The sequence below is a fragment of the Streptomyces mirabilis genome (assembly GCF_039503195.1).
Taxonomy (GTDB): Bacteria; Actinomycetota; Actinomycetes; order Streptomycetales; family Streptomycetaceae; genus Streptomyces; species Streptomyces mirabilis_D.
Map to the genome: position 1 here is coordinate 1,681,041 of NZ_JBCJKP010000001.1, position 23,782 is coordinate 1,704,822.

Annotated in this window: 16 protein-coding genes and 1 pseudogene; 9 read left to right on the forward strand and 8 right to left on the reverse strand. The window is 72.7% G+C overall.

Annotated features, from left to right (window positions below):
- Window positions 1-20 precede the first annotated feature (20 nt).
- The 4 genes from AAFF41_RS08240 to AAFF41_RS08255 form a co-directional block, all read right to left on the reverse strand.
- On the reverse strand, window positions 21-1,040 hold the full coding sequence (locus AAFF41_RS08240) for a helix-turn-helix domain-containing protein (protein ID WP_319745494.1): 1,020 nt from the start codon (window positions 1,038-1,040) through the stop codon (window positions 21-23).
- 107 nt (window positions 1,041-1,147) lie between these two features.
- Window positions 1,148-2,152 carry an alpha/beta hydrolase gene (locus tag AAFF41_RS08245; protein WP_319745493.1) on the reverse strand — a complete coding sequence of 335 codons (1,005 nt, stop codon included), beginning with the start codon at window positions 2,150-2,152 and terminating at the stop codon, window positions 1,148-1,150.
- Window positions 2,153-2,332: 180 nt separating this feature from the next.
- Window positions 2,333-3,007: a response regulator transcription factor gene (locus AAFF41_RS08250; RefSeq protein WP_319745492.1), complete on the reverse strand. Its 675-nt coding sequence runs from the start codon at window positions 3,005-3,007 to the stop codon at window positions 2,333-2,335.
- Between the two features lie 38 nt (window positions 3,008-3,045).
- On the reverse strand, window positions 3,046-4,344 hold the full coding sequence (locus AAFF41_RS08255) for a sensor histidine kinase (protein ID WP_319745491.1): 1,299 nt from the start codon (window positions 4,342-4,344) through the stop codon (window positions 3,046-3,048).
- Window positions 4,345-4,476: 132 nt separating this feature from the next.
- Here AAFF41_RS08255 and AAFF41_RS08260 point away from each other — a divergent pair, with 132 nt between their 5' ends.
- Window positions 4,477-5,043: a class I SAM-dependent methyltransferase gene (locus AAFF41_RS08260; RefSeq protein ID WP_319745490.1), complete on the forward strand. Its 567-nt coding sequence runs from the start codon at window positions 4,477-4,479 to the stop codon at window positions 5,041-5,043.
- Window positions 5,044-5,197: 154 nt separating this feature from the next.
- The gene (locus AAFF41_RS08265) at window positions 5,198-5,905 is read left to right on the forward strand and encodes a hypothetical protein (protein WP_319745489.1); all 708 of its coding nucleotides are present in this window, start codon (window positions 5,198-5,200) and stop codon (window positions 5,903-5,905) included.
- On the opposite strand, the gene efeB is transcribed toward AAFF41_RS08265, so the two are convergent.
- Both efeB and efeU read right to left on the reverse strand, forming a co-directional pair.
- Entirely contained in the window at window positions 5,836-7,119 is a 1,284-nt protein-coding gene (gene efeB / locus AAFF41_RS08270; RefSeq protein ID WP_319745488.1) for an iron uptake transporter deferrochelatase/peroxidase subunit, read from the reverse strand. The two genes, AAFF41_RS08265 and efeB, sit on opposite strands and share 70 nt — an antisense overlap.
- Window positions 7,120-7,300: 181 nt before the next feature.
- Window positions 7,301-9,766, reverse strand: a complete 2,466-nt coding sequence (gene efeU / locus AAFF41_RS08275) for an iron uptake transporter permease EfeU (protein WP_343323769.1) — start codon at window positions 9,764-9,766, stop codon at window positions 7,301-7,303.
- Window positions 9,767-10,413: 647 nt separating this feature from the next.
- On the opposite strand from efeU, the gene AAFF41_RS08280 reads away from it, so the two are divergent.
- The gene (locus AAFF41_RS08280; RefSeq protein ID WP_319746071.1) at window positions 10,414-12,216 is read left to right on the forward strand and encodes a phosphatidylglycerol lysyltransferase domain-containing protein; all 1,803 of its coding nucleotides are present in this window, start codon (window positions 10,414-10,416) and stop codon (window positions 12,214-12,216) included.
- A gap of 414 nt (window positions 12,217-12,630) precedes the next feature.
- Window positions 12,631-13,677 (forward strand): sporulation protein, encoded by a 1,047-nt coding sequence (locus AAFF41_RS08285; RefSeq protein ID WP_343323770.1) that lies wholly within the window; start codon window positions 12,631-12,633, stop codon window positions 13,675-13,677.
- 63 nt (window positions 13,678-13,740) lie between these two features.
- Here the strand turns inward: AAFF41_RS08285 and tatA are convergent, their stop codons facing one another.
- Window positions 13,741-14,019: a Sec-independent protein translocase subunit TatA gene (tatA, locus tag AAFF41_RS08290; protein WP_075026032.1), complete on the reverse strand. Its 279-nt coding sequence runs from the start codon at window positions 14,017-14,019 to the stop codon at window positions 13,741-13,743.
- A 164-nt stretch (window positions 14,020-14,183) separates the two neighbouring features.
- The gene (locus tag AAFF41_RS08295; RefSeq protein WP_319745483.1) at window positions 14,184-14,327 is read right to left on the reverse strand and encodes a hypothetical protein; all 144 of its coding nucleotides are present in this window, start codon (window positions 14,325-14,327) and stop codon (window positions 14,184-14,186) included.
- A gap of 12 nt (window positions 14,328-14,339) precedes the next feature.
- Here AAFF41_RS08295 and AAFF41_RS08300 point away from each other — a divergent pair.
- From AAFF41_RS08300 to AAFF41_RS08320, 5 genes and pseudogenes are all read left to right on the forward strand, one after another.
- Window positions 14,340-14,963 (forward strand): annotated as a pseudogene (locus AAFF41_RS08300) (response regulator).
- A gap of 122 nt (window positions 14,964-15,085) precedes the next feature.
- Window positions 15,086-15,661 (forward strand): TerD family protein, encoded by a 576-nt coding sequence (locus tag AAFF41_RS08305; protein WP_075025505.1) that lies wholly within the window; start codon window positions 15,086-15,088, stop codon window positions 15,659-15,661.
- Between the two features lie 174 nt (window positions 15,662-15,835).
- On the forward strand, window positions 15,836-17,863 hold the full coding sequence (locus tag AAFF41_RS08310) for a HEAT repeat domain-containing protein (protein ID WP_319745482.1): 2,028 nt from the start codon (window positions 15,836-15,838) through the stop codon (window positions 17,861-17,863).
- 106 nt (window positions 17,864-17,969) lie between these two features.
- Complete coding sequence (locus AAFF41_RS08315; RefSeq protein ID WP_319745481.1) at window positions 17,970-18,851, forward strand: DUF4132 domain-containing protein; 882 nt, start codon at window positions 17,970-17,972, stop codon at window positions 18,849-18,851.
- Window positions 18,848-23,737: a hypothetical protein gene (locus AAFF41_RS08320; protein WP_343323771.1), complete on the forward strand. Its 4,890-nt coding sequence runs from the start codon at window positions 18,848-18,850 to the stop codon at window positions 23,735-23,737. The genes AAFF41_RS08315 and AAFF41_RS08320 overlap by 4 nt, the downstream gene beginning before the upstream one ends.
- Window positions 23,738-23,782: the final 45 nt, after the last annotated feature.

Sequence of the window (23,782 nt, forward strand, 5' to 3'; positions counted from 1 at the left end):
CGGCCGTTCCGGAGCACGCCCTAGCGTGCCGCGTTCCGGTGCAACCGTCTTAGGACCAGCGCCAGTTGGAGGCGGAGCCGGCCGTGCGGGTCCTGGACCGGCCAGTCGAGCCAGTGCTCGGCCTGGACGAGGCGGTCCTGGAGTGTGGAGTGGTGCACGTTCAGCTCCGCCGCGGCGGCGCGCAGACTCGTGCTGAAGGCGACCGCGTTCAGCGTGCTCGCCGCCCAGGGGGCCGTCGCGACGGCGTGTTCGAGGGCGCGGACGTCGGGGACGGGTTCCGTGGTCGGGCCGACCGTGTCCGCGAGCAGCGCGAGGCCGCCCAGCTCGTCCGCGTACACCGTGCGGGGGCCGGGGTCCTGGTCGGTGCCCTCCGCGGTGAACCGCAGGGCGGTACGGGCGGCGGCCCACGAGGCCGGAAGGTCCCGTACGGGCACCGCGGGGCCGATGCCCGCGCGACGGCCACCGGTGGTGGGCGTGCTGTCGCCGGTGGCGGGCACCGCTTCGACGAGCGGGCCACCCTCGGCGGTCGCCACCACACGGGCGGCGGAGACGTTCCGCAGGCCGAGCCGGACGGCCGCCTGACGCCGGGCGTGCTCGGTGGCGGCGGCGTCCAGGAGCACCTCGACCGAGGCGGGGTCGGCCTGGCGGGCCTCCGCCGGCGCCCGCCCGCGGGTCCTGTCCAGCACCGCCCGGGCGGCGGCCGCGGCGCGCTCGAGGACCATCGCGTGGACCCCGTCGGAGACTCCTGTGCGCTCCAGCCAGACGGCAGGCGGTCCGTCCGGCGTCAAGGGGGCCGAGGGCCAGGCCGGGTCGAGCGGGCCGCCGTCGTCCCGGCGCGTTCCTTCGGCCTCGACCCGGACACGGACCCCGCGCTCCTCGTCGACGAGCCGAGCCGGGCAGCCGGACAGCACCGCCGCGCCCCGCACCAACGACTCCAGACCCGCCCGGCCCTCGATCAGCCGGTCGAAGTAGGCGATCACCTGGAGTGCGGCACCCGCGTCGGGGTCGAGCGCCGCGAGCCTGCCCGCCAGCTCCTTCACCGAACTCACTCACCTCGCACGGGCCACCGGAAAGCGTCGCCCCCTCATGCTCCGTCCTCCGGCGCCCGGTGCCAAGCCGTCACCGGCAGGAGGCCCGGTGGACGGGGTCAGTTCTCCAGGAGCCGGCGCAGCCAGCGCAGACGTGCGGCCTTGGTGTCCTGGGACAGGGCGGCCTGCGGCGCCATCAGGTCGTATCCGTGGAAGCCACCGGGCCACACGTGGAGTTCGGCCCGGCCGCCCGCCTGCCACAGGCCGCTCGCGTAGGCGACGGCCTCGTCCCGGAAGGTCTCGGCCGAGCCGACGTCGATGAAGGCCGGAGGCAGCCCGGAGAGGTCGTCGGCGCGGGCCGGGGCGGCGTAGGGAGAGACGTCCGGGCCGCCGCGGGCGTCACCGAGCAGGGCCGTCCACCCCATGTGGTTCGCCGCGCGGTCCCACACTCCGAGACCGGCCATCTGATGGCTGGAGGGGGTGTCGTTGCGGTCGTCGAGCATCGGGCACAGCAGCACCTGCCCCAGGAGCACCGGTGTGCCGCGGTCCCGGGCGAGCAGGGCGACCGCCGCGGTCAGACCGCCCCCGGCGCTCGCGCCCGCGACGATGATCCGCTCGGGGTCGAACCCCAATTCCCCGGCATGCTCGGCCGTCCACTTCAGTCCGGCGTAGCAGTCCTCGACGAGGGCCGGATGCGGGTGTTCGGGCGCGAGGCGGTACTCCACCGACACCACGGCCGTGCCCAGCTCCTCGGCCCAGTCGAGCATTTCCCCGACACCGGTGCGGTTGTCGCCGATCACCATGCCGCCGCCGTGCACGTTGTAGACGACGGGCACGGCCGCGGCGGCCCGGGTCGGCCGGCAGATGAGCAGGGAGATGTCCGGTGCGCCCTGCGGCCCGGGCACCGTGCGCTCCTCCACCTCGAAGGCGCCGTCCCGGGTCAGGTCCAGGTCCGCCCCCTCGGACAGTGCGATGCCCTCGCGCAGCGCCGGGATCATCTCGATGCTGAACGAGGACGGCAGCTGTTCGCGGATGATCTCGAGGGCGGCGGCGAGCTCCGGGTCGAACGGCGGGGGCGGCCCGATCCGGGAGCCCTGTGCCTCGGCGGACGGATTGGTGGTCATCGGCTCTCCCTGCGTCCGGGCCACGTCCCTGTGACCGTGACCACTGACTGTCATCGTGCCGCGCGCCCGCGGTCCCACGGCAGCGCCGGACGGCGGAGAAGTCCCGCCGGACGGCGGGATGCCTGCCGCCGCTCAGTTCTGTCGCCGTTCCCCTCTGTCGGCGCTCACCCCTTTCGGCGCTCAGTCCCCGACCCGTAGCAGCCCGCTCTCGTAGGCGAAGATCACCGCGTGGATACGGTCCCGGAGTCCGAGCTTGGTCAGGATGCGCCCGAGGTGGGTCTTGACGGTCGTCTCGCCGACGAAGAGGCGGCCCGCGATCTCGCCGTTGGCCAGTCCCCGGGCGACCAGGGCGAGGACTTCCCGTTCCCGCTCGGTGAGGGCGGCGAGGCGGCGGCGCTGGTCGGGCGTGGACGCGGACGCGGGCCCGTGCAGGACGAAGCGTTCGACCAGGCGCCGGGTGAGCGAGGGCGCCACCATGACCTCGCCCCGCAGTACCGCCCGTACGGTCACCAGGATCTCCTCGGCCGGGGCGTCCTTGACGAGGAAGCCGTTCGCGCCGGCACGCAGGGCGGCGTAGGCGTACTCGTCGAGGTCGAAGGTGGTGACGACGAGGATCCGGGGCCCGTGGGGCTGCGCGCAGAGGTGCTCGGTGGCGGCGAGGCCGTCCAGACCGGGCATGCGTACGTCCATCAGGACGAGGTCCGGCTCCAGGGCGGCGGCGCCCGCGATCGCCGCGTCGCCGTCGGCGGCCTCGCCCACCACGGTGAGGTCGGGCTGGCTGTCGACGACCATGCGCAGCCCCATCCGGATCAGCTCCTGGTCGTCGCAGATCAGCACGCGGGACGGGGACGACATAGGGGGTGGGGTCGAGGCCGGGATCGGGGTCGGGCCGGTCATGGGGCCGCCCCGGTGGGCTCGGGCTCGGCGACGCGCAGGGTGGCGACGACCTGGTAACCGCCGTCGGGTGTGGGCCCGGCATCGACACTCCCGCCGTACAGGGCGGTGCGTTCGCGCATGCCGGTGAGACCGCGACCGGACGAGGGCAGCGGGGCGGGGCGCCCGGCGACGGCGCCCCCTGCGGCTGCTGCGTGTCCGGCTCCGGCTCCGGCTGAGTTCTCCACCCGCACGCGGACCAGCCGCCCGGGCCCCTGAGTGCCCGTGTCGACCCGTACGTGGATCGTGGCGTCCTGCGGCGCGTGCTTGACGATGTTCGTGAGCGCTTCCTGCACGATGCGGTACGTCTGCACGGTGAGGTCCGCAGGAAGACCGCGCTGCTCGCCGCGCACGTCCAGCCGGGCGCGCGTGCCGCTGGTGTTGAGGCGTCCGATCAGCCGGCGCAGATCGGCCGAGAGGGGCTCGGGAGTCGCACGGGGGTCGGAATCGGGGTGGTGGTCGGGATCCGCCGAGGCGTCCGCGTCGGGCGTACGCAGCACCTCCAGCAGCCTGCGCAGTTCACCGAGGGCCTCGCGGCCGGTCGCACTGATGACGCCGAGGGTGCGGTCGACGACGGCGGGGTCGACATGCCGCATCAGCCTGCCGCCCTCGGCGTTCACCACCATCACGCTGACGCTGTGCGCGAGGACGTCGTGGATCTCGCGGGCGATGCGCGCCCGTTCCTCGGCGACGGCGACCCGGGCCAGGGCGAGGCGCTCCGACTCGACGAGTACGGCCCGCCGCTCGAACTCGGCGAGGTAGGCGCGCCGGGCACGGACGTACTCGCCGAACACCCAGGCCCCGGCCAGCAGCAGCCCCACCGCGAGCGGGGTGAGCCAGGCGCCTCGGGCACCCGGACCCACGTACTCCCGCTGCCACGCGGGAATCCACAGCAGTACGCAGACGGCGGCACACACCACGGTCAGCGCGGCGGCTCGGCGCAGACCGCGCACGGTGAGGGTGGCCAGGACCGCGGCCAGGGCGACGGCGCCGCGCCCCGGCTCCTGTCCCCACACGTGTCCGAGGTACTGCGCCCAGAAGGCCGCCGTCACCAGGGCCGCGACGAGCACCGGCCGACGGCGGCGCCACAACAGGGGCAACACCAGGGCGACGTACACGCCCGCCTGCACCCAGACCGGCCGCCAGCCCGGCTCCGGGCGGATGACCGGGGGCACGGCCACCAGCACGACCAGCAGGACGTCCGTCAGCCACGGGTGGCCGCGCCGCCGGCGGGACAGGGTCTCGATCAGCCGATGCACCGCCTCACGCTATGACCGGGGCCCGCTCCGCCGCATCGTCCTGCGGGGCGTCACGGGGTCCTCCCGCGGTCGTACGCGCACCGACCGGGGATACGACGTGCGGCCACCCGGCGCGCTTCCAGCATGGCGGCCATGTCGATCACCACCGAGTTCCTCAGACGGCCCCTCATGACCGGTGCCGTGGCGGCCAGTTCACGTCGGCTGGCCCACGCGATGACCGAGGGCATCGATCTGGAGCGAGCCCGGCTCGTCGTCGAACTGGGTCCGGGGACCGGGGTGTTCACCGACGCGATCCTCGCCCGGCTGGCACCCGAGGCGCGGCTCGTCGCGGTCGAGCTCAATGCGGTGCTCGCGGCACGACTGTCGGCCGCGCGGCACGACGAACGGCTGACGGTGGTGCGGGGTTCGGCCGCCGAGCTGCCCGCCGCGGTGAGCGGACCGGTCGACGTGGTGGTGTCCGGGCTGCCGTGGACGGTCATGTCGCGGGATCGGCGTGGACACATCCTGGACGCCGTGAGCGAAGTCCTGGCGCCCGGCGGCCGGTTCACCACCTTCGCGTATCTGCACGCGGCCTGGACTCCGCCCGCCCGTGACTTCACCGCTGAACTGGCTTACCGCTTCGACCGGTTGGAACGCTCGCCCGTGGTGTGGCCGAACCTCCCGCCCGCCTTCGTGCACCGGGCCACCAGGAGGCCGTGACGCCCGGCGCAGGTCGACGTATCCCATGCCGAAGAGTCCGCGAAGATCCCACGACCCGACGGAGACCCGACACCGAAGCGGTTGACGAGCGGAAACCCTACATACTGTAGGGTTTGCCTCATCGTGAGCCTCTTACGTCTCGGGGGACCCCCAAATGAAGGAACGTGACGACGGTCCGGCGGCGCCGAGCGACGGCACTTTCGAGCGGATCCTGGAGCGGGCCCTCCACTCTCCCGAGATCATGGCAGCCGTGGAACGCTTCGGCGTGGCGGACACGCGCGAGCGCCTGCGCGCCGAAGCTCTTCAGGCGCGCCCCTCGCTCTCCCTGACCGCCGCGGTCGAGTACGACCGGTACCTCCGACTGCGGGCGTCCGGGCGACACGAGGGACCCGCGAAGGCCGCCGTACGTGTCGGGGACGGCTCCGTGTCCGTCTCGGCACTGCTCGTGCCGAGTCTCGGTGTCGTCGCCGCGGGTGTGTACGTCCTGAGCGGGTTCGACCTGCACGCCCTCGACGTCCGCCCGCATCTGAACGACGGACTGATCATGGTGGTGGTGATCCTGGCCGCGGTGACGGCGGGCGCGGCGCTGGGCGACCTCCTCTGGTCACTGGCGACGCGCGACCGCCCCACCTCGGAGGACCGCGATACCGAGGTGAGGCGTGCTCACGAGGAGTGGCAACTGGCCCTGTTGGAGCGGGGGGTGATGCCGTTTCTGCTCGGTACGCTGGACGGGGCGGCCTCCTGCCCGGCTCCGCTGCCGACCCCGGCCCAACCCCCTGTTCACCCTTCGCTTCAGCCCTCCACGAGGGAGCGGCCCAGCCAGTCGGACTTGTCCTTCACCCCGGGCAGCGCGAAGAAGTAGCCGCCCCCGGTCGGGCTGATGTAGTCGACGAGCGGCTCGTCGATCAGACGCGTCTGGGTCGCCTCGAACTGACGGACCACGTCCTGCTGGTAGGAGCAGAAGGCCAGGCCCATGTCGAGGTTGCCCGCCTTGTCGACGCCCCGGTCGTAGTTGTAGCCGCGGCGCAGGATCCGGGTGGTGTCGGTCTTCGCCGTACGGGGGTTGGCGAGCCGTATGTGGGCGTCCAGCGGGATCGCCTCGCCCTTGGGGTCCTTGGTGTAGCGCGGGAGGTCGGTCTCCTGGACGCCGTCCAGCGGTGCGCCGGTGTCACGGCGGCGGCCTATCATCTTCTCCTGCTCGGTGAGCGAGACCCGGTCCCAGAACTCGACCAGCATGCGGATGATCCGGATGACCTGGTAGCTGCCGCCGACCGCCCAGGACGGTTCGCCGTCGGCCGCGGTGACCCAGACGAGCTTGTCCATCTCGCGGGACGAGGCCGTGTCGGGGTTGGCGATGCCGTCCTTGAACCCGAGGAAGTTGCGCTGCGCGCCGGTGGGACGGGACGGGTTCTGGAAGCCGTCGATGCGCCACTTGATCTGCATCGCGCCGCGGGTGTGCCGGGTGATGTCGCGCAGGGCGTGCAGCACCGTGTCGGAGTTGGCGGCGCACAGCTGCAACGACAGGTCGCCGTGGCACTCGGCGGCGTCGAGGCTGTCGTTGGGGAAGGTGCGCATCGGCTTGAGGTGGCGCGGCATGCGGCCGGCGAGGCCGTAGCGGTCGTCGAAGAGCGAGGCGCCGACGCCCACGGTGACGGTGAGGTCGTCCGCGGGCAGGTCCGGTCCCAGCAGACCGCTGTCGGAGGGCGGTGCGCCCACGCCGAGGTCGACCGGGGTGCCACCGGTGGTCAGGAAGCGGGCCCGTTCGGTGATCGTGCGCAGCAGGGCGGCCAGTTGGGTGCGGTCCTCGGCGATGACGTCGAAGGAGACGAAGACGGCTGCCGTGGGCGCGGGGGTGGTGATGCCGGCCTGGTGGGCGCCGTGGAAGGACACCTTGCCGCTGCCCGAGTCGGCCGCCGCGGCGGGAGTGCTGCCCGCGGCCACCTGGGCCCCGACGAGCCCGGCGCCCGCCAGGGCGGCTCCTGCCGCGCCGACGCCGAGGGCGGTCTTGGTGAACGTACGGCGGCCGAAGGGGCAGCCGCCCTGCGCGGCCTGGTCGTCCTGGCTCGGGGTCGTCATCGGGGGAGGTCCTCTCCTGTGGGCACATGGTCCCGGTACTGCGGGGTCGGTGGTTCGACACGGGTGGCCGACGGTCTCGGGGCCGGCGCCGCCGGGCCGCCGGCGCGACCTCGGGGCTGCTCACGCGGCCTTGGGGTCGCTCAGGCAGGCATTGCGGTCGCTCAAGCTGGCGTTGGGCTGCTCACGCGGCCTTGCGGATCTCCAGGAGGTCCGGGATCGGGGCGAGCTCTTCCAGCAACTGGCCGACCGCGCCGTCGACGCGCTGCCGGTCGGTGTCGGACAGCTTGTCCAGCGGCGTCCAGGTGCCGTCCTCGGCCCGCTGGGCGAGCACCAGTTGCTCGGTGCGCCGCATCCACGTGTCGACGGCCGGGATCACCTTGGCGTTGCGCTTGTCGATCAGCGGTCGGAGCAGGGTGAGCAGTTCTCGGGTGCCGTCGAGGTTGGCCTCGGTGGTGGCCAGCTCGGTGCCGCTGCCGTAGTCGGCGTTGCCGCTCAGTTCGCGGTGCAGGGTGTTCTCGAGGATCTCGTGGGTGCGCAGCGGGAGGTCGGCCGGGTCGAAGTCCTGCTTCGGGAAGTCCTTGCGCAGGGCGTCCACATCGGCGGCGAGCTGCTTGGCGTACGGCGCGAGGGTGGCGGCGGACCGGCCGTGCCACAGGCCGTACTCGATGCGGCGGAAGCCGGTGAAGGCCGGGTCGTCGACCCCGCCCGCGAGTCCGGCCGTACGGCCGTTGATCTTCGCGTCGAAGTCGGCGAACGTTCCATAGGCGGCGCCGAGCGAGGCGTACCGCGTGTGCGCGGGCAGCCAGTCCTTGCGCGCCTGGTCGAGTTTGTCGGCGTCGAGGTCGCTCTGGAGGGTGCGCGTCTTCGTCTGCAGGTCGGCCAGACCCTGGTCGACGTACGTCCGGTAGGCGGCCAGCGGTGCGGCGAGATCCTTCTCGGAGACCGGAAGTACGGCCTGGACGGAGCCGCCGCCCGCGCTGACGCGCACGGCCGCCGAGGTGACGGCCTTCCCGCCGTTGGGCACACAGCGCCAGGCGTACGAGCCCGTCCCGACGGTGGCGATCAGGGCGCGGGTGGTGCCGGGAGCGATGCCCTCGACCTCGCCGTAGACGGCGTTGCTGACCGGGTCGATCAGATAGATCTCGGACGTACGGGAGCCGGTGTTGCGCACCTGGAAGGTCTGCCGACCCGGCTTGGGCGCGCTGAAGCCCTTGCCGCAGTCGGCCGCGGACACCTCGACGACGGGCGTCCCGGACGCGGGCTTTCCCCCACTGGCGGCGACGGTGATCCCCGCGATGAGCGCGGGCACGCCGACGAGAGCGGCGGGAACCGTCCAGCGGGGGAAGCGACGGGGGGTGGACGGCGTGGACACCGGGGGCTCGGCGTTGTCGGCGGGAGCGGACGCCTTCTCGGGGCTGGACGAAGCAGGCTCGGAGGCATGCTCCCCTTCGGAGGCGGACGTCACGGACGGGCCGGCCTCGATCGCGGCCGACGTGGCGGCCTTGTCGGCGTCGGCGGAAACCGAGCCGGCCTCACCCCCGGCCGGAGCGGGCGCGGCGGACCGCTCGGCCTCGACGGCGGTCGACGCGACGGCACTCCCGGCGCCCGGATCGGGGTCGGGGTCGGCGGGACTCCCGGCCCGCGTGGCGGCGGGCGTCGCGGGCTGCTCCGCCTCGGCGGAGTCGAGCGGCACGGACACGCGCTCGGCTGCCCCCGCGACGTCCGTCGCGGCGAGCACCGCGGGCTTCGCGCCCTCGGCGGGTGCGGACGCCCCGGCCGTCGGCTCGGCGGCCACCGCGGCGCCGGGCGCCACGGGCACCGGCTTCGCCGGGGCCGCCCCGCGGACGCCGCGTACGAACAGCGTCATCACGATCGCCAGGTACGAGCCGTAGACACCGACCTGGAGCCAGGTCATCTGCGGGGTGAGGTTGAGCGTGCCCTGGACGACGGTGACGTACCAGGAGGCCGGGTCGAGATGCGCCGACAGATCGAAGGCGTACGACGTGCCGCCCGGGATCACCGTGGCTTCCTGGAGGTCGCGCATGCCGTAACCGAGGACGCCCGCGGCAATGACGATGAGCACGGCACCGGTGATGCTGAAGAACCGCGTGAGGTTGATGTGCAGGACGCGCCGGTACAGGCCCCAGCACAGCGCCGCGGCGAGCAGCAGTCCGACCGCCGCTCCGGCCAGCGGACCCGACGAACTCCCCGCGGCCTGCGCGGTGGTCCACAGGAACAGCGCGGTCTCCAGGCCCTCACGGCCGACGGCGAGGAACGACGTGGCGATCAGTACGCCCGCGCCCATGCCCAGCGCGGCGGTGACCTTCTGCTTGATCTCGCCGGAGAACGTACGGGCCGAGCGCCGCATCCAGAACACCATGGCGGTGACGAACACGACCGCGACCAGACTCAGCGTGCCCCCGAACGCCTCCTGCGACTTCCCCGGCAGGTTCGCCGCCGTGAACGTGAGGACCGCGCCGAAGCTCATCGACAACCCGATGGCGGCGGCAACTCCCGTCCACACGTGGGGCAGTCTGCCGCGCTGGTCGGACCGTACGAGCGTGGCGACCAGAACCGAGACGATCAGTCCCGCTTCCAACCCCTCACGCAGACCGATCAGACAGCTGGGAAACGCGTCGTCCCACACCTCGGGCCTCTCTCCGATGCAGCAAATACCAGGCCGGACGGCCAAGGGCGGGGCTTAGTGTAGGCATGCCTAACTAGGGGGCAAGAGGGCGCGCAAATCGCGACACAGCGGACGCGGATCGCACGCGGTGCCCGGGTCGGCCGCATCGAGCGCGGATCGGCCGATATGTCGTCGCGGGGGCCACGCTGGGCGGGCATCACGTCTCTGAGCTGCGGTAACACCAGAGTGGCAGGCAAGAGGCCCGGCCTCCGCGCCCATGCGCGCAGCGTAGTGCGACAGCCCGGCGGCGCGGTCGCTCCCCCGCCACGGACGTTCCGTCCGCGCTTCGATTCTTACCAGTTACTTACCCCGCGGCACCGCCGGGACCAGGCAGTCTTTCCCCGCAACACCGCTGACCGCCACTCGTTAAGACCCCCGGCGGCAATCCTCACCGCGACCACAACTCACCTTTTCCTTACAGCATGTAGGGTTTCCCCGCTCTGCCCCACTCAGGGAACACACAGAGTTCGCCGCCCCCGCTCTCACAGCTCTCCCCCACCACCCTCTCCCCAAGGTGATGCTCCACGGTGTCTGCACAACAGCCAGTACTCGTCCCGGAACAGAGGAACTCGAAATCCCGCCGGACGGCCCCGACCGGACGGCCGGCCATGGTCGACCGGCTACGACCACGGGCGGCCGCGGCCACGGTCTGGTACCTGCGGCTGCTCGCGCTGCTCAACCTGGTGGCGGTCACGTCGCTGCCGTTCCGGGAAGAGGTGCACGAGCACAACGGAGGTGAGTTCTTCACCCCGTACCTGGCCACCGCCGGGCTGGTCTCGGCCGCGCTGGCGCTGTTCCTGGCCCTCGTGATGCGGCGCCGCAAACGGGCCGCGTGGATCTTCAACATGCTGCTGGCCGGACCGCTCTTCGGCCTGTACGTCCTGGCCCTCACGCAGGAGCAGTACCGACAGCACGGCTTCAACTGGTTCTCGACCGTGTTCACCGGGCTCTTCGTCGTCGCGCTGCTGGTGGGGCGCAAGGAGTTCCAGGCCGTCGGGGACCGCTCCAACCCCCGGCTGGCGCTGGCCGTCGGTGCCGGGGGCTTCCTGGTCAGCGGCACCCTCGGAACGCTGCTGGTGAGCGCCACCAACAAGGTGTCCGGGGCGCCGCTGAGCGACCGGATCGCGTACACGCTGCTGCGCGGGGTCAGCGTCGGCCCGCTCGCCGACCGCCTCGACTCGGTGATCGCGCCCCGCTGGGTGGACGTGATCGTCAACATCCTGATCGCGGCCTCCTTCCTGCTCGTGCTCTACGCCTGCTTCCGCGCCCCGCGCGGGCGGGAACTCCTCGGCGAGGACGACGAGCGACGTCTGCGCGACCTTCTCGCCAAGCACGGTGAGCGGGACTCGCTGGGCTACTTCGCGTTGCGCCGCGACAAGGCCGTCATGTGGTCCCCGAGCGGCAAGGCGGCGATCGCCTACCGGGTGGTCGGCGGTGTGACCCTTGCCTCCGGCGACCCGATCGGCGACCCCGAGGCCTGGCCCGGCGCGATCGAGGCATGGCTGCACGAGGCGCGGCGGCACGCCTGGACGCCGGCCGTGATGGGCGCCGGCGAGGAGGCCGGCACGATCTACGCCCGGCACGGCCTCGACGCCCTCGAACTCGGCGACGAAGCCATCGTGGACCGTGCCGACTTCACCCTCGAAGGACGCGCGATGCGCGGAGTGCGCCAGGCGCACAACCGCATCCGCCGGGCCGGTTACACCGTCGGCATCCGCCGCCACGAGGACATCCCCGAGGCCGACATGGCCACCCTCATCGACAAGGCGGACCACTGGCGGGACGGCGAGACCGAGCGCGGGTTCTCCATGGCGCTCGGCCGGCTCGGCGACCCGGGCGACGGCCGGTGCGTGATGCTGGAGTGCCGCGACAGTCAGGACGAACCGCGGGCCGTGCTGAGCTTCGTACCGTGGGGCGACAAGGGGCTGTCGCTCGACCTGATGCGCCGGGACCGTGACTCCGAGAACGGCCTCATGGAGTTCATGGTCATCGAACTCCTGCTGCGCGCCGAGGAGATCGGGGTGCAGCGGGTCTCGCTGAACTTCGCCATGTTCCGTTCCGTCTTCGAGCGCGGCTCCCGGCTGGGCGCCGGACCGGTGCTGCGTCTGTGGTGCGCGGTGCTGACGTTCCTCTCCCGCTGGTGGCAACTCGAGTCCCTCTACCGGGCCAACGCCAAGTACCGGCCCATCTGGGAGCCCCGTTACCTCCTGTTCGAGAAGAGCAGCGACCTCCCCCGCATCGGGATCGCCGCCGCCCGCGCGGAGGGCTTCCTCACCCCGCCCGCGCTGCCCGCGCTCGGCCGGCGTCCACTCCTACGGGCGCCGCGGGGACGGTCCCAGCCCCCGCACGGCAGCGGGCAGGTCCCCGGACAGCAGCGCGGTTCCTCGACCGACACCTCGTCAGCCAGGTAACTCCTCGCGCCTGTTCGAGGCACGGGCGCCGGGGCACGCGCACCCGGCGCCCGCCACGTCACAGTCATCCGACGTTCACGTCGTCCGGAAACGATGCGGCCGATTCACCGCGCCCGCCCCGGACGAATCGACGCCCTCATGAAACGCATCGCGGCCACCCCCCGCCCTGGCCCTCACCCTGTCCGCGCTCTCCGTCCTCCTCCTGTCCCCGCTCCCGGCGCGGGCGGGACCCAGGGCACGGCGGCCCGCACGGCGCAGCGGCTGCCCGGACTGTTCGCGCGGATCGCCGAAGGCTCCGTCCAGGTGACTTGGGAACTTCTTTACCGATGCCGTCAGTTCTGATCACACCGGCTCGGGGCACGCTCCGAGCCGGTTCGGAACGATGAGTGCGATCAGTGAAGGAGCCACACCGACATGGTGTTCAAACGGCTGCTCGGGGCGATGGGCGCAGGCGGCCCCTCGGTGGACACGGTTCTCGACGGCGGCGCGGTGGCGCCCGGCGGGATCCTGTCCGGACAGGTCCATCTCCAGGGTGGCAGCGCGAACGTGGAGATCGAGCACATCGGGCTCGAACTGATCGCCCGGGTGGAGGCCGAGCACGAGGACGGGGAGAGCGAGGGCGCCGTCGTCTTCGAGCGGTTCACGGTCGGCGGCGGTTTCCGCCTCGCCGAGCAGGAACGCCACAGCGTTCCGTTCAGCGTGTCCCTGCCGTGGGAGACACCGGTCAGCGAGCTGTACGGGCAGCCGCTGGGCATCGTCCTCGGTGTGCGCACCGAGCTCGCGGTGGCCGGTGCGAGGGACAAGGGCGACCTGGATCCGCTCGCGGTGCGTCTGCTGCCGGTCCAGGAAGCGGTCCTGGAGGCGCTGGGGCAGCTGGGCTTCGGCTTCAAGTCCGCCGACCTCGAACACGGCCACATCGGGGGTACGGGGCAGCAGTTGCCCTTCTACCAGGAGATCGAGCTGACGCCCGCGCCGCAGTACGCGCACGTGGTGAACGAGATCGAGCTGACCTTCCTCGCCACCCCGGCCGGCATGGAGATCGTCCTGGAGGCCGACAAGCGCGGCGGGCTCTTCGAGTCGGGGCAGGACGCCCTCACCCGCTTCACGGTGAGCCATCACGATGTCGGGGCCCGCGACTGGAACAGCGAAGTCGACGGCTGGATCAGGCAGTTGGTCGAACACCGGGCGTCGTACGGCTCCCACGCCACGTACGGCCACGCCGATCCGTATGCCGCCGGAAGCGGGTACGGGCACCCCTCGGCCCATAGGTCCGGCCATGCGTCCGGCCATGGGTCCGGTCATGAGGGCCACCGCTCCGGGCCCGGCCTCGGCACCGTGGTCGCGGCCGGCGCGGCGGGACTCGCGGTGGGGGTGGTCGGCGGACTGGTCGCGGCCGAAGTCGTGGACGAGGTGGGCGACTTCTTCGAGGGCGATGACGACGAAGGCGGCGAAGAGGACTGAGTCCTCAGACGTGTCCGTGTCCGGGGGCGGTGTGCGCCGCCCCCGGACACGGACCACATGGGCTCAGTGCGCGGCGCTCGGAGCCTCGGTCGTCGCCCGCGGGGCGGCCTGCTCGGCGGAGTTCTTGATGACCGCCGTGGGGGTCACCGGAGCCGTGCCCTGTTCGGCGGTGGCGGCGGACGCGGGGTTCTCGTCCTTCATCGCCTTGGTCTCACTCTTGAGGATGCGCATCGACTTGCCCAGCGCACGGGCGGTGTCCGGCAGCTTCTTCGAGCCGAACAGCACGATGAGCACGATCGCCACGATCAGCAGGTGCCAGGGTTCCAGTCCGTTGCGGAGCATCGCGCGCCCGCCTTTCTTCGCCTCGGTCGAGGGCACGCCCCACTGGCCGCCACCCACTTGATGATTGCTGCTTTGCGCAACAGTACAACCATGGGTGCGGATCGGACGGCTCCCGGCTCCCCCTTCCGCCCGCCTTCCGTTCCGGTTCCGCTCCTGTTCCACTGCTATTCCGTGCGCAGGGCGACGGCACTGCGGGTCCGGGCGGCCCAGCCGACGGCCGGCAGCGCACCCAGGGCAGCGAAGCCGTCGGGGGCGATCCGGCCGCGTACCGGGTGGTGCAGGAGCCGTTGACGGACACGGTGAAGCACACGGTCGGCGCCATGGCGACAGTGATGGTCGAGTACGGCATCGACGTGGTCGCGGAGACGGCCGACGACGCCGAAGCCGTGGCAGCGGTCCGCCGCACCCGCCCCCGACGTGGTGCTGATGGACATCCGGATGCCCGAACCGGACGGCCTGGAGGCGACCCGCCGTATCCTGACCGGCGCGTCCGACCCGCCCCGCCTGATCATCCTGACGACCTTCGATCTCGACGACCTGGTGTACGCGGCGCTGTCCGCCGGGGCCAGCGGGTTCCTCCTCAAGGACGTCACCCCCGAACACCTTGTCTCCGCCGTGCGCCTGGTCCGCTCCGGCGACGCACTCCTGGCCCCGGCGATCACCCGCCGCCTGGTCGAACGTCACGCCCGCCGGTCCCCGGAGACGACCGCACTCCCTCCCGACCTGGCCCGTCGACCCCGCGCGGACTCGAAGTCCCGCGTCCGCTCGCCCAGGGCCCGAGCAACACCGAACTCGCCACCCACCTTCACCTGAACGAGGCGACGGACAAGACCCGTGTCGCCCGCATCCTCGCCGAACTCGGCCTCCGCGACCGCGTCCAGGCGGTCATCACGGCGGACGAAGCGGGCCTGGTCACGTCCGGCACCGCGGCGAGGAACACGTAGGACCGACGGGTTCCGGCCGGCAACTCCCGCTTTGTTTCTACAGTGATGTAGTTTTTTGATGTCGATCCATCCAGTGCCGGGCGTCCACTCGCCCGGCCGCCGGCAGCACGGAGGAGAGCAGCGTGGGAGTTTCCCTGTCCAAAGGCGGCAATGTCTCGCTCAGCAAGGAGGCACCGGGCCTGACCGCGGTCCTGGTCGGTCTGGGCTGGGACGTGCGGACCACGACGGGCACCGACTACGACCTCGACGCGTCCGCGCTGCTGGTCGACGAGTCGGGCAAGGTCCTCTCGGACCAGCACTTCGTCTTCTACAACAACCTGAAGAGCCCGGACGGTTCGGTCGAGCACACCGGCGACAACCTGACCGGTGAGGGCGAGGGCGACGACGAGTCGATCAAGGTGAACCTGGCCGGCGTACCGGCCGAGGTCGCCAAGATCGTGTTCCCGGTCTCGATCCACGACGCCGACGCGCGCGGACAGAGCTTCGGCCAGGTCCGCAACGCGTTCATCCGTGTCGTCAACCAGGCCGGCGGCACCGAACTCGCGCGCTACGACCTGTCGGAGGACGCCGCGTCCGAAACCGCGATGATCTTCGGCGAGCTGTATCGCAACGGCGCGGAGTGGAAGTTCCGCGCGGTGGGCCAGGGGTACGCCTCGGGTCTGTCCGGGATCGCCTCCGACTTCGGCGTCGGGGTCTGACGCGTCCCACCGGTTCCCCGCCGTTCCCGCCGCCTCCGTCTCAAGGCGCATCCCCTGGGCGCGGGCGGCGGGCCCCTGCCACCCCTGTCGCCGGAACACCCCACAAGGCACACGTGACTGTCAGTGCCTTGGTGCACACTCACGATGAGTTGTCGTACGCCTGGGGAGGATGCCGTGTTCACGGGGATGGACGAGGTCGGCTGGGCCTCGATGAAACATGCCTACGGAAGCGCCGAGGACGTCCCGGAGTTGCTCCGGGGACTGGCCTCCGCATGCCCTCAGGAGCGTGAGAGAGCGCTCGACGGGATGTACGGAGCCGTGCACCACCAGGGCGATGTCTACGACTCGACGCTCGCGTGCATCCCGTTCCTGTTCGAACTCGTCGGGCATACGGAACTCCACGACCGGGGCGGCGTCGTGGAGCTGCTCGTCAGCATCGGCGGTGGGGACGCCTTCGACGACGGTCCGCTCGAAGACGGGGACGGCGCCGAGGGCAACTACGCCATGGCACGCACGGCGGTACGGTCGGGCGCCGCGGCCTTCATCGGCCTGCTCGCGGACCGGGACCCGGAGGTGCGCCGGACGGCACCGACGGCGCTGGTGCGGTTCCTCGGCCAACCGGAGCACGTCCTTGGGCTGTTGACGGGACGACTCGAGGAGGAAGAGGAAGAACAGGTCCGGCCGGCCCTGGCCGAGGGCCTGGGGCTGTTCGCGCGCCTGCACCCCGCGTCCGCCGCTCCCGCGGTGGAGTACCTGGTCGAACTCGGTGCCGCTCCGCACGACCCCGGGCTGCGGCTCGCCGCCCTCGGCCAACTCGCCGGCTGCGCACCCGATCGCCTTCCAGCCGACCTCGTGCCCACGGTCATCGCACTGCTTCGGGCCAGATCACGACGACCCCGGGTGCCGGACCAACCCGAGCGGCCCGACACCGACACCCTCATCGGCCACCTGCGACGCCTGCGCCCCGCCGACGAGGAGGGGGGGCATCTCCTGCAAACCCTGCACACCGCGCTCGGCGGCCGGACCGCCGACCGGATCGCCCTGCTCAAGGGGCAGTTGAGCAGCGACGAGACGGCCGACCGGTGCAACGGCGTGTGGATGGCGGCGGGGCTGTTGCGTGAATGGCGGGGCTCCTACGAAGAGCTGGTCGCGTCGATCGGCGAACAGGTCGTCGCCGAGGAGCAGCGGCTGCGCGATGCCGCGGCCTCCGTCCTGGAGACACTCTTCGGTCTGGCCGCCCCGGCCGCCGACCACCTGGCCGCCCTGGTGGCGACGGGCCCCGAGCACCGGATACGCCAGTGGGAGCGCGGGGCGCCGACCCTCGGCGCCCCGCTCAAGGCGCTCGCCAGAGCCGGCGATCCGCGCGCGGTGGCGGCGCTCGCCGAGGTGCTGGACGGGCCGGTCGTGCCTCCCGAAACCGGTTACGAAGCCGAGCACTTGGGCCCGGCCGCGGCCACACTCGCTCCACTGCTGCGCGAGCGGCTCCGCGAGGTCCCCCTCGACGCACTCGACACCTACGACCGTGCGGCGCCGCTGCTGTTCGCGCTCGGCAGGCTGGGACACGCGCCTGCGGTGCCGGAGATGCTGCGGCTGCTGCACGGGGCGCCGGAGGGGCTGCGGAGCCGGGAGTGGCTCGTGCGGGCGATCGCCGACGCGCTCGGCAGGTGCGGCCCGGACGCGCGAGAGGCGATACCGGCCCTGCGTGAACTGCTGGACGGGGGGTGCGCGGTGGCGGCGGCCGGCGCGCTCTGGTCGCTGGAGGGCGACGCGGAGGCCGTACTGCCGACGCTGCGAAGAGAATTGGTGGAGGAACCGCTCCACGCACGCAACGCGGCCGAGGCACTGGGCCGACTGGGACCCGCGGCCCGGCCCGCCCTGCCGGCACTGCGCGCCATGGCCGACTCCGGGAAGGTGTGGCTGCGTGCGAGCGCCACGGGCGCCCTGTGGGACATCGCCGGGGATCCAGGACCGGTTCTCCCCACGCTCCGCTCCGTCTGGGAACAGAACGCGCACACCCGCGCCCTCCTCGCCGGCTGTCTGACCCGGATGGGGCCGGCGGGCGCGCCCGCCCACGATCTTCTCCGTACAGAACTCGCCACGCCGCGGCGGCACCAGGCACGCGCCGGCGGATACGGCAGCCATGACATCGCCGAGGACGAACAGCTGCTGCGTGCCTGCCGCGCCGCCCTGGACGCCGCGTAGAAACCGCAGCTCAAGGCCGCTTGAGCACAGCCCTTCGGGGCATTGTCAGACCCCTCCCCTACTGTGATCACCATCGCCGACAGGTGGGTTCGGGAGGGGTCCTGTCATGGGTTGGATCGAGACATCCAGTGGGTACGCCGTCACGTTGGACGGCGCACAGGTGCGGTGCCGTAACGCGGCCGGACGCATGTTGAAGCAGGTGCCCGCGAAGCTGCGGGACGACGTGGAGGTCGTCCGGCTGCGGCAGCTGGCCGAGTGGCTGGAGCGGCATGAGCGGGAGTGCCGCTCCCAGGTGGACACCTGGATCGTCCGCTCCCTGCCCGTGCCGACGGACCTGCTGGCCCGGGTGTGGCCCGACGCCGCCTGGCAGGCGGCGCTGCGGGACCTGGTGGTGGCGCCGGTGGACACGGACGGCACGGTCGCGCTGGAGCTCGCCGGATTCCTGCGGGACGCGGATCCGGAGCAGGGCCTCGGCGTGGTGGACCTGGACGGCGACTCGGTCCGGCTCGCCGCGCGGACGGTGGTGATACCGCATCCGGTGCTCCTCGAAGACCTGGAGGAGCTGCGGGAGTTCGCGGCGGAGCTCGGTGTCGAGCAAGGCGCGGGCCAGTTGTTCCGGGAGGTCTGGCCCCGGCCGGACGAGAGGGACGGCGCCGCCTTCGAGTGGAGTGCCTACGCGGGCGGGAAGTTCGAGGAACTGCGGCACGCGACCGCGCGGGCGGGTTCGTACGGCTATCGGGTACGCGGCGGGTACGCGGTGTGCCCGCTGATCGAGAACGGGGTCGCGGTGGAGGCGGCCTACTGGATCGGCGCCGACTACCCGGAGTCCGAGACCCGCACCGGCGGCCTGGAGTGGCGGGCCGCGGGCGGGCGCCGGCTGCCGTTGCGGGAGGTGGGGCCGGTCGCCTGGTCGGAGGGGGTTCGGATGGCGGCTTTGGTGTACGCGGGGCGTGTGGTGAACGGCGAGGACGAGGAGGGGGAGCTGTGAGCGGGGATCAGCTGCTGGAGTCGGGAGCGGTACTGCCGCTGGGCGAGGGTGCCGGCGATGTGCTGACGGCGCGGACGTACGGGCATCCCGTACTGGAGGGGCGCACGGTGGTGCGGCTGGTGCCCGAGGCGACCGGGCCCGCCGAGGACCTCGCTCTGGAGTACCTGGGCTTCGGTACCGCCCACGCGGCGCCGGTGGGCCGGGTGAGGCGGCAGTCGCTGGGTTTCCCCGCCTGGGCGCTGGTCAACGACCCGGTGAACGGGCACCATGCGCTCGCCGTGGTCAAGGAGATGGAGCGGCTCACCCGGATGGTGTCGAGCAAGCCGGGCCACGCCAAGGACGGCTTCGACGAGATCGGCGCCCGGCTGGACCGGTCGGTGCCGCACTTCCTGCCGACGTACTACGAGCAGGTGGCCCGGTTGTTCCTGGCGGCGGAGTCGCGCCAGCACGCCGCGTCGTTCTTCGGCAAGGCCCGGGCCGCCGAGCAGCGGCACGCCCTCGACGTGGACGAGGACCGGCTGCGGGAGGTGTTCCTGGAGTTCGCCGGAGCGGGCGCGCTGAGCGGGAAGGCACTGCGCGAGCACGCCAAGGGCCTGGCGGCACGACTGTCCGGCACGGATGCGTACGAGCAGTTCAGGACGCTGTCGTCGCAGCGCTGCGCGGCCGGGATCGCTCCCTACGCGGGCATGCTGGAGGATCTGCGGCGGCTGGCGAAGGGGGCGGGACTCGACCCGCGCGCCGAGGAGCGGGCGCTGCTCGCCGAGATCCTCCCCTCGGGGGCCATGAACCGCGCGGCCGGGAGCTTCTGGAAGTCCGCGCTGCCCGCTCTGGCGGAGCTGGCGCACGAGGATCCGGCGGTACGGGAGCGGTTGTTGACGCTGATGCCGTCCACGGGCGGTGATCAGCGCGAGGAGTTCGACGCGGCGTGGCTGGCGCTGCTCGACGCCTGCGGGGCGATCGGTCTGCTGCTCGACGGCACGGTCGACGCGGCCGACTGGCTGAGCTCCTGGGACCGGCACCGTCAGCGCGGCTGGCGGCAGCGCAAGCGGCTCGTCGAGGAGCTCGCCCTGGTGGAGCGGCTGGCGCCCCGGCTGATCGCCGACGGCAAGCCGGTGCGGCTGCTGCGCGAGCAGGGCTGGAACTCCTCTGTGGATCTCGACCTGCTGGACACCGCCCTCGCGGCGGGTGTGCCGGTCGCCGACCCGTCCCCTGAGACCGAGGGTCTGGAGCTGCGCTACTGGACGGACGACGAGCGCCCGGGCCGCCGGGACCTGGCCGCGGTCACCGCCGACCCGCGCTTCACTCCCCTGTTGCGCAGGGCGGTGGAGAGCCTCTCGCTCGTGGACGGACCCGCGTCCGGACCGTCGGCCCGCGTGCGGCGGCTCGCGGACCATCCGGCGCTGCGCACGGCCGTGGCGGGCTGGCTGCGGGACCGTGCCGACGCACTGGCCGAGCCGGTCGGCCTGCCGGGGCTCGACGAGCTGCTGGCCAAGGTCTCCCGCTTCTCGGCACCCGCCGTACTGGCGACGGCACCGGAGGCCGTCCGTCGGATCGTCGGATTCGATCCCGCCCCGGTCCTGGGCCGCACCCTGCGTGCGGGCATCCTCGACGAACTGGGCTGGCCCGCCCTCGAAGAGGCCCTGGACACCCTCGGCAAGGTCACTCCTCCGGCGAGTGGACCACACCCGTGGCAGCGTCAGCACGGCCGGTCGTACCAGTACGCGGACGCCTGGCCCGCGCTGATCGTCCGTGTCGAGACCCAGGTCGCGCTGGCCGGCCCCGACGCGCTGCTCGACGCGCGGACGCTCACCCTGCCGTCCCAGGGACGCCAGTACGGCGAGCCGACGGTGCGTCACGTGGACGGCCAGTGGCTCATCGCGTCGGGGTACGGGAACGAGCAGCGGGCCGTCTGGTCCGGGCGCCCCGCCGACGTGTTCAAGCCGACGGGCCTGCCGGGCGGCTGGTACGGCGGCCACCCGGTGTCGCTCGCGCTGCCCGACGGCGGTCGCTGTTTCGGCGGCCGGCCCGTGCACGCCGGGGACACCACGTTCGCCGAGCAGCACCGCGAGATCGCCTCGGACGGCATCTCGTACTGGGTGCTGCACGAGAACCGCTGGCACGAGTACGACCCCGCCTCCGCCAGGCGCGGCCGGATGTCGGTGCCTGCGTTCTTCGACTCGGCGCTCGCCGACGCCCGCCCGGGCATCGTCCTCACACAGACGGACTGCCGGCTGCTGCCGGTCCAGCCGGGTCTGGAGGGCTCGCCGTTCGGCAGCAAGGACGGGCTGCTCGGCTGGTGGGTGACGCACGACCAGAACTCCGGTGCCTGGACGGCCTGTTCGGTCGACGGGAACCGCAGCCCGGCGACCACCAAGGGCGTTCCGGCCCCGCCCCTGCGCCTGCCGCGCGGCGCCGTCCTGCACCCCGTGCAGACGGGCTGGAACCGCACGATCGTCGAGCTGTGCGACAGCGACGGCCTGTCGCTGGCCCGCGTCCAGCTGGGCGACCGCGGCAGCGCACATGCGGCGGGCACCCGCTTCCTGCCGCCGCTGTGGTACTGGCACGCGCTGCGCCCGCGCGACGAGCACGGCTCGGCCGCGCTGCGGGCCGTGACCGACGCGGACGCCACCGCGCTGTTGGCCGCCGTCCGGGACGGCGAGAGCCCGCGGGAGGCCGTGGCCCGGCTGCTGCCCGCCGTCACCGACGAGCGGCTCGCCCTCGGGGTGGCCGGGTTGGTCGAGGAGACGGCCCGCTGCGCCAAGCGAATCGCCACGCTTGGCGAGCGGGCCGAGCGGCCGGTCGCCGCGCCGCAGGACGAGGAGGAAGTCCGGCACGCGTACGACCACGTCCTGCGCGAGGCGCTGCGGGAGCTCACCGCTCCCGGACACTTCTACGGTTACTACGGCAACGAGCAACACGCCACCACCGCGGTCGACCAGCTCAGGGCGCTGCGCTCACTGTTGGCCCCGGGCACACCGCCCTCGAAGTTCCCGTTCGTCGGCACCGGAGTCGCCTGGCTCTCGCTGATCGGTCCCGGCACGGCGGCGGCGGCCCTGCGCGCCGCCGCGCCCACCACGCCGGAGAGCCGGCGCACCGGGCTGCTGGAATTCCTCGACGTCGTTCTGTCGGTCGGCGACGGGGTGCTCGTCGATCCCCGCGGACGACTGCGGGTCGTGCAGCTCAAGGCCTCCCGGTCGGAGCGGCCGGAGCGCGTCGGGGAGGTGCTGGCCTCGGGCGACCGGCGGCTGCTGATCCTGTCCTGCCAGAAGGTCGACGCGGGCGACGCGTACTGGAACGCCGTCGAGTACGCCCCGGCGGGCGAGTTCGGCCCCTGGGAGGGCTTCGCACTCGTCGCGTCCGAGATCCGGGGTACGCCCGGGGACGAGGCCCTGGCGCCCGCCGTACGGCGGTTGGTGGCGCTCGTGCGGGAGCGGGGACCGCTGCCCTACCGGCCGGAGCAGGCGCGGGAGTTCGCCGAGCGAGTGGGTGTCAGCGCGGTGGCCGGAGCGCTGCTGCTCCTCGGGCTGCCCGGGCTCAACTCCTACGGCAAGGACGGACTGCTGCCCGCGGAGCACCTCCAGCCACTGGGCGCGAAGAGCGCGCAGGCGCAGGCCGCCCGGACCGCTCTCGATGAACTCTCCATCGCGGAACGGCAGTTGTTCACCGCCACGCTGATCCCCACGGATCCCGGACGCATGGAACGGCTGTGGACCGACGGTTTCGACCTGGAGCCTGTCGTACGGATCTGGATCGAGCGGCGGGGGCAGCGGCGGGCGGCGCCGCCCGAGCTGATCGCGCGGATGGTGAGCGAGATCGGACCGGGCCGGATGCTGGACGCGGTCCTCAACCCCCAGGCGCGCCCCGAGCTGACCGGTCGCACCGAGCAGCGGATGCGGGGCAACGGACTCGAACCGCTGGACGCCCAGTCCCTGTTCACCGGCTCCACCCTGGCCGCGTACGTCGGCATGCTGCGCTGGCTCGCCTATCGGCTGCCGTACGGCGATCCGCTGCGCGCGACGCTGCCCGAGACCCTGCGCATGCTCCGCGAGCGCCTCACCGACCCCGGGCTGCTGCTCGACCTCGGGGTGACCTGGGGCCATGACGGCAACACGGTGTCGACCGGGGTACGGGAGACGTTCGGGCTGCCCGCCCAGGGAGGCGGGGACGCGGAGGGCCTGCTGCGGGCGGGCCCGGCGATCGTGCTGGCGCCGATGCGGCACCGCTCGGAGTGGGACACCGTATGGCTGCGGCCGTCGGCCGTGCTGCCGCAGGCGGGCGAGGACGGCGGACCCGATCACCCGGCGCTGAAGCTGCTCGCGGCGCTGAGCCGGGACAGCGGGCAACTGCAGTCGCTGCGCACGCTGTTGAGCGAGGAGTTCACCGTCCTGGTCACGGCGGACGGCCCTCCCGGAGCCGCCCAGCACCCGGCCCACAGCGTGCCGGAGCTGGTGGCCGAGGCAGTGCAGCGGTGCGGGCTCTCCGAGGACGCGGCCGGGCTCTATCTGATGCTGCTCGCGCTCCCGGACCCCACGGACCGCAACCAGGCGGCCTGGACCGGCTGGAAGCCCGCGCGGCTGAAGCGGGCCAGGGTCGAACTGGCCGCCACCGGGCTGGTGGTGGAGGCGAAGCGGTCCCGGGCCGGGCGAGCGCAGTTCCTGCCCGGCGGCTGGCTGGAGCACAAGGCGCCGCGGCTGCCCGTCGAGAGCTGGAAAACGCCGCTGCTGCCGGAGACGGCCCACGGTTTCGTGGTGCCGGACCGCCCGGTGCCGGAGTTGTTCGCGCGGGCCTGGCGGCGGGTCGTCGAGGGTGACGCGCCCGGGTTCGAGGAGTTCGCCGGGCGCGGTGGCCGGGGCGGCAGAGGCGGCCGGAGCGGAGGCAGGGCATGAGCGGCGGACAGAGCACGGCGAGCGGGACGACGGCATCGGGTGAGA

Coding starts and splice junctions, on each gene's coding strand:
- AAFF41_RS08285 (WP_343323770.1), top strand. CDS start 12,631: ATGGTGTTCAAACGGCTGCTCGGGGCGATGGGCGCAGGCGGCCCCTCG.
- AAFF41_RS08265 (WP_319745489.1), top strand. CDS start 5,198: ATGAAGGAACGTGACGACGGTCCGGCGGCGCCGAGCGACGGCACTTTC.
- tatA (WP_075026032.1), bottom strand. CDS start 14,019: ATGCTCCGCAACGGACTGGAACCCTGGCACCTGCTGATCGTGGCGATC.
- efeB (WP_319745488.1), bottom strand. CDS start 7,119: ATGACGACCCCGAGCCAGGACGACCAGGCCGCGCAGGGCGGCTGCCCC.
- AAFF41_RS08245 (WP_319745493.1), bottom strand. CDS start 2,152: ATGACCACCAATCCGTCCGCCGAGGCACAGGGCTCCCGGATCGGGCCG.
- AAFF41_RS08315 (WP_319745481.1), top strand. CDS start 17,970: ATGGGTTGGATCGAGACATCCAGTGGGTACGCCGTCACGTTGGACGGC.
- AAFF41_RS08260 (WP_319745490.1), top strand. CDS start 4,477: ATGTCGATCACCACCGAGTTCCTCAGACGGCCCCTCATGACCGGTGCC.
- AAFF41_RS08250 (WP_319745492.1), bottom strand. CDS start 3,007: ATGTCGTCCCCGTCCCGCGTGCTGATCTGCGACGACCAGGAGCTGATC.
- AAFF41_RS08280 (WP_319746071.1), top strand. CDS start 10,414: ATGGTCGACCGGCTACGACCACGGGCGGCCGCGGCCACGGTCTGGTAC.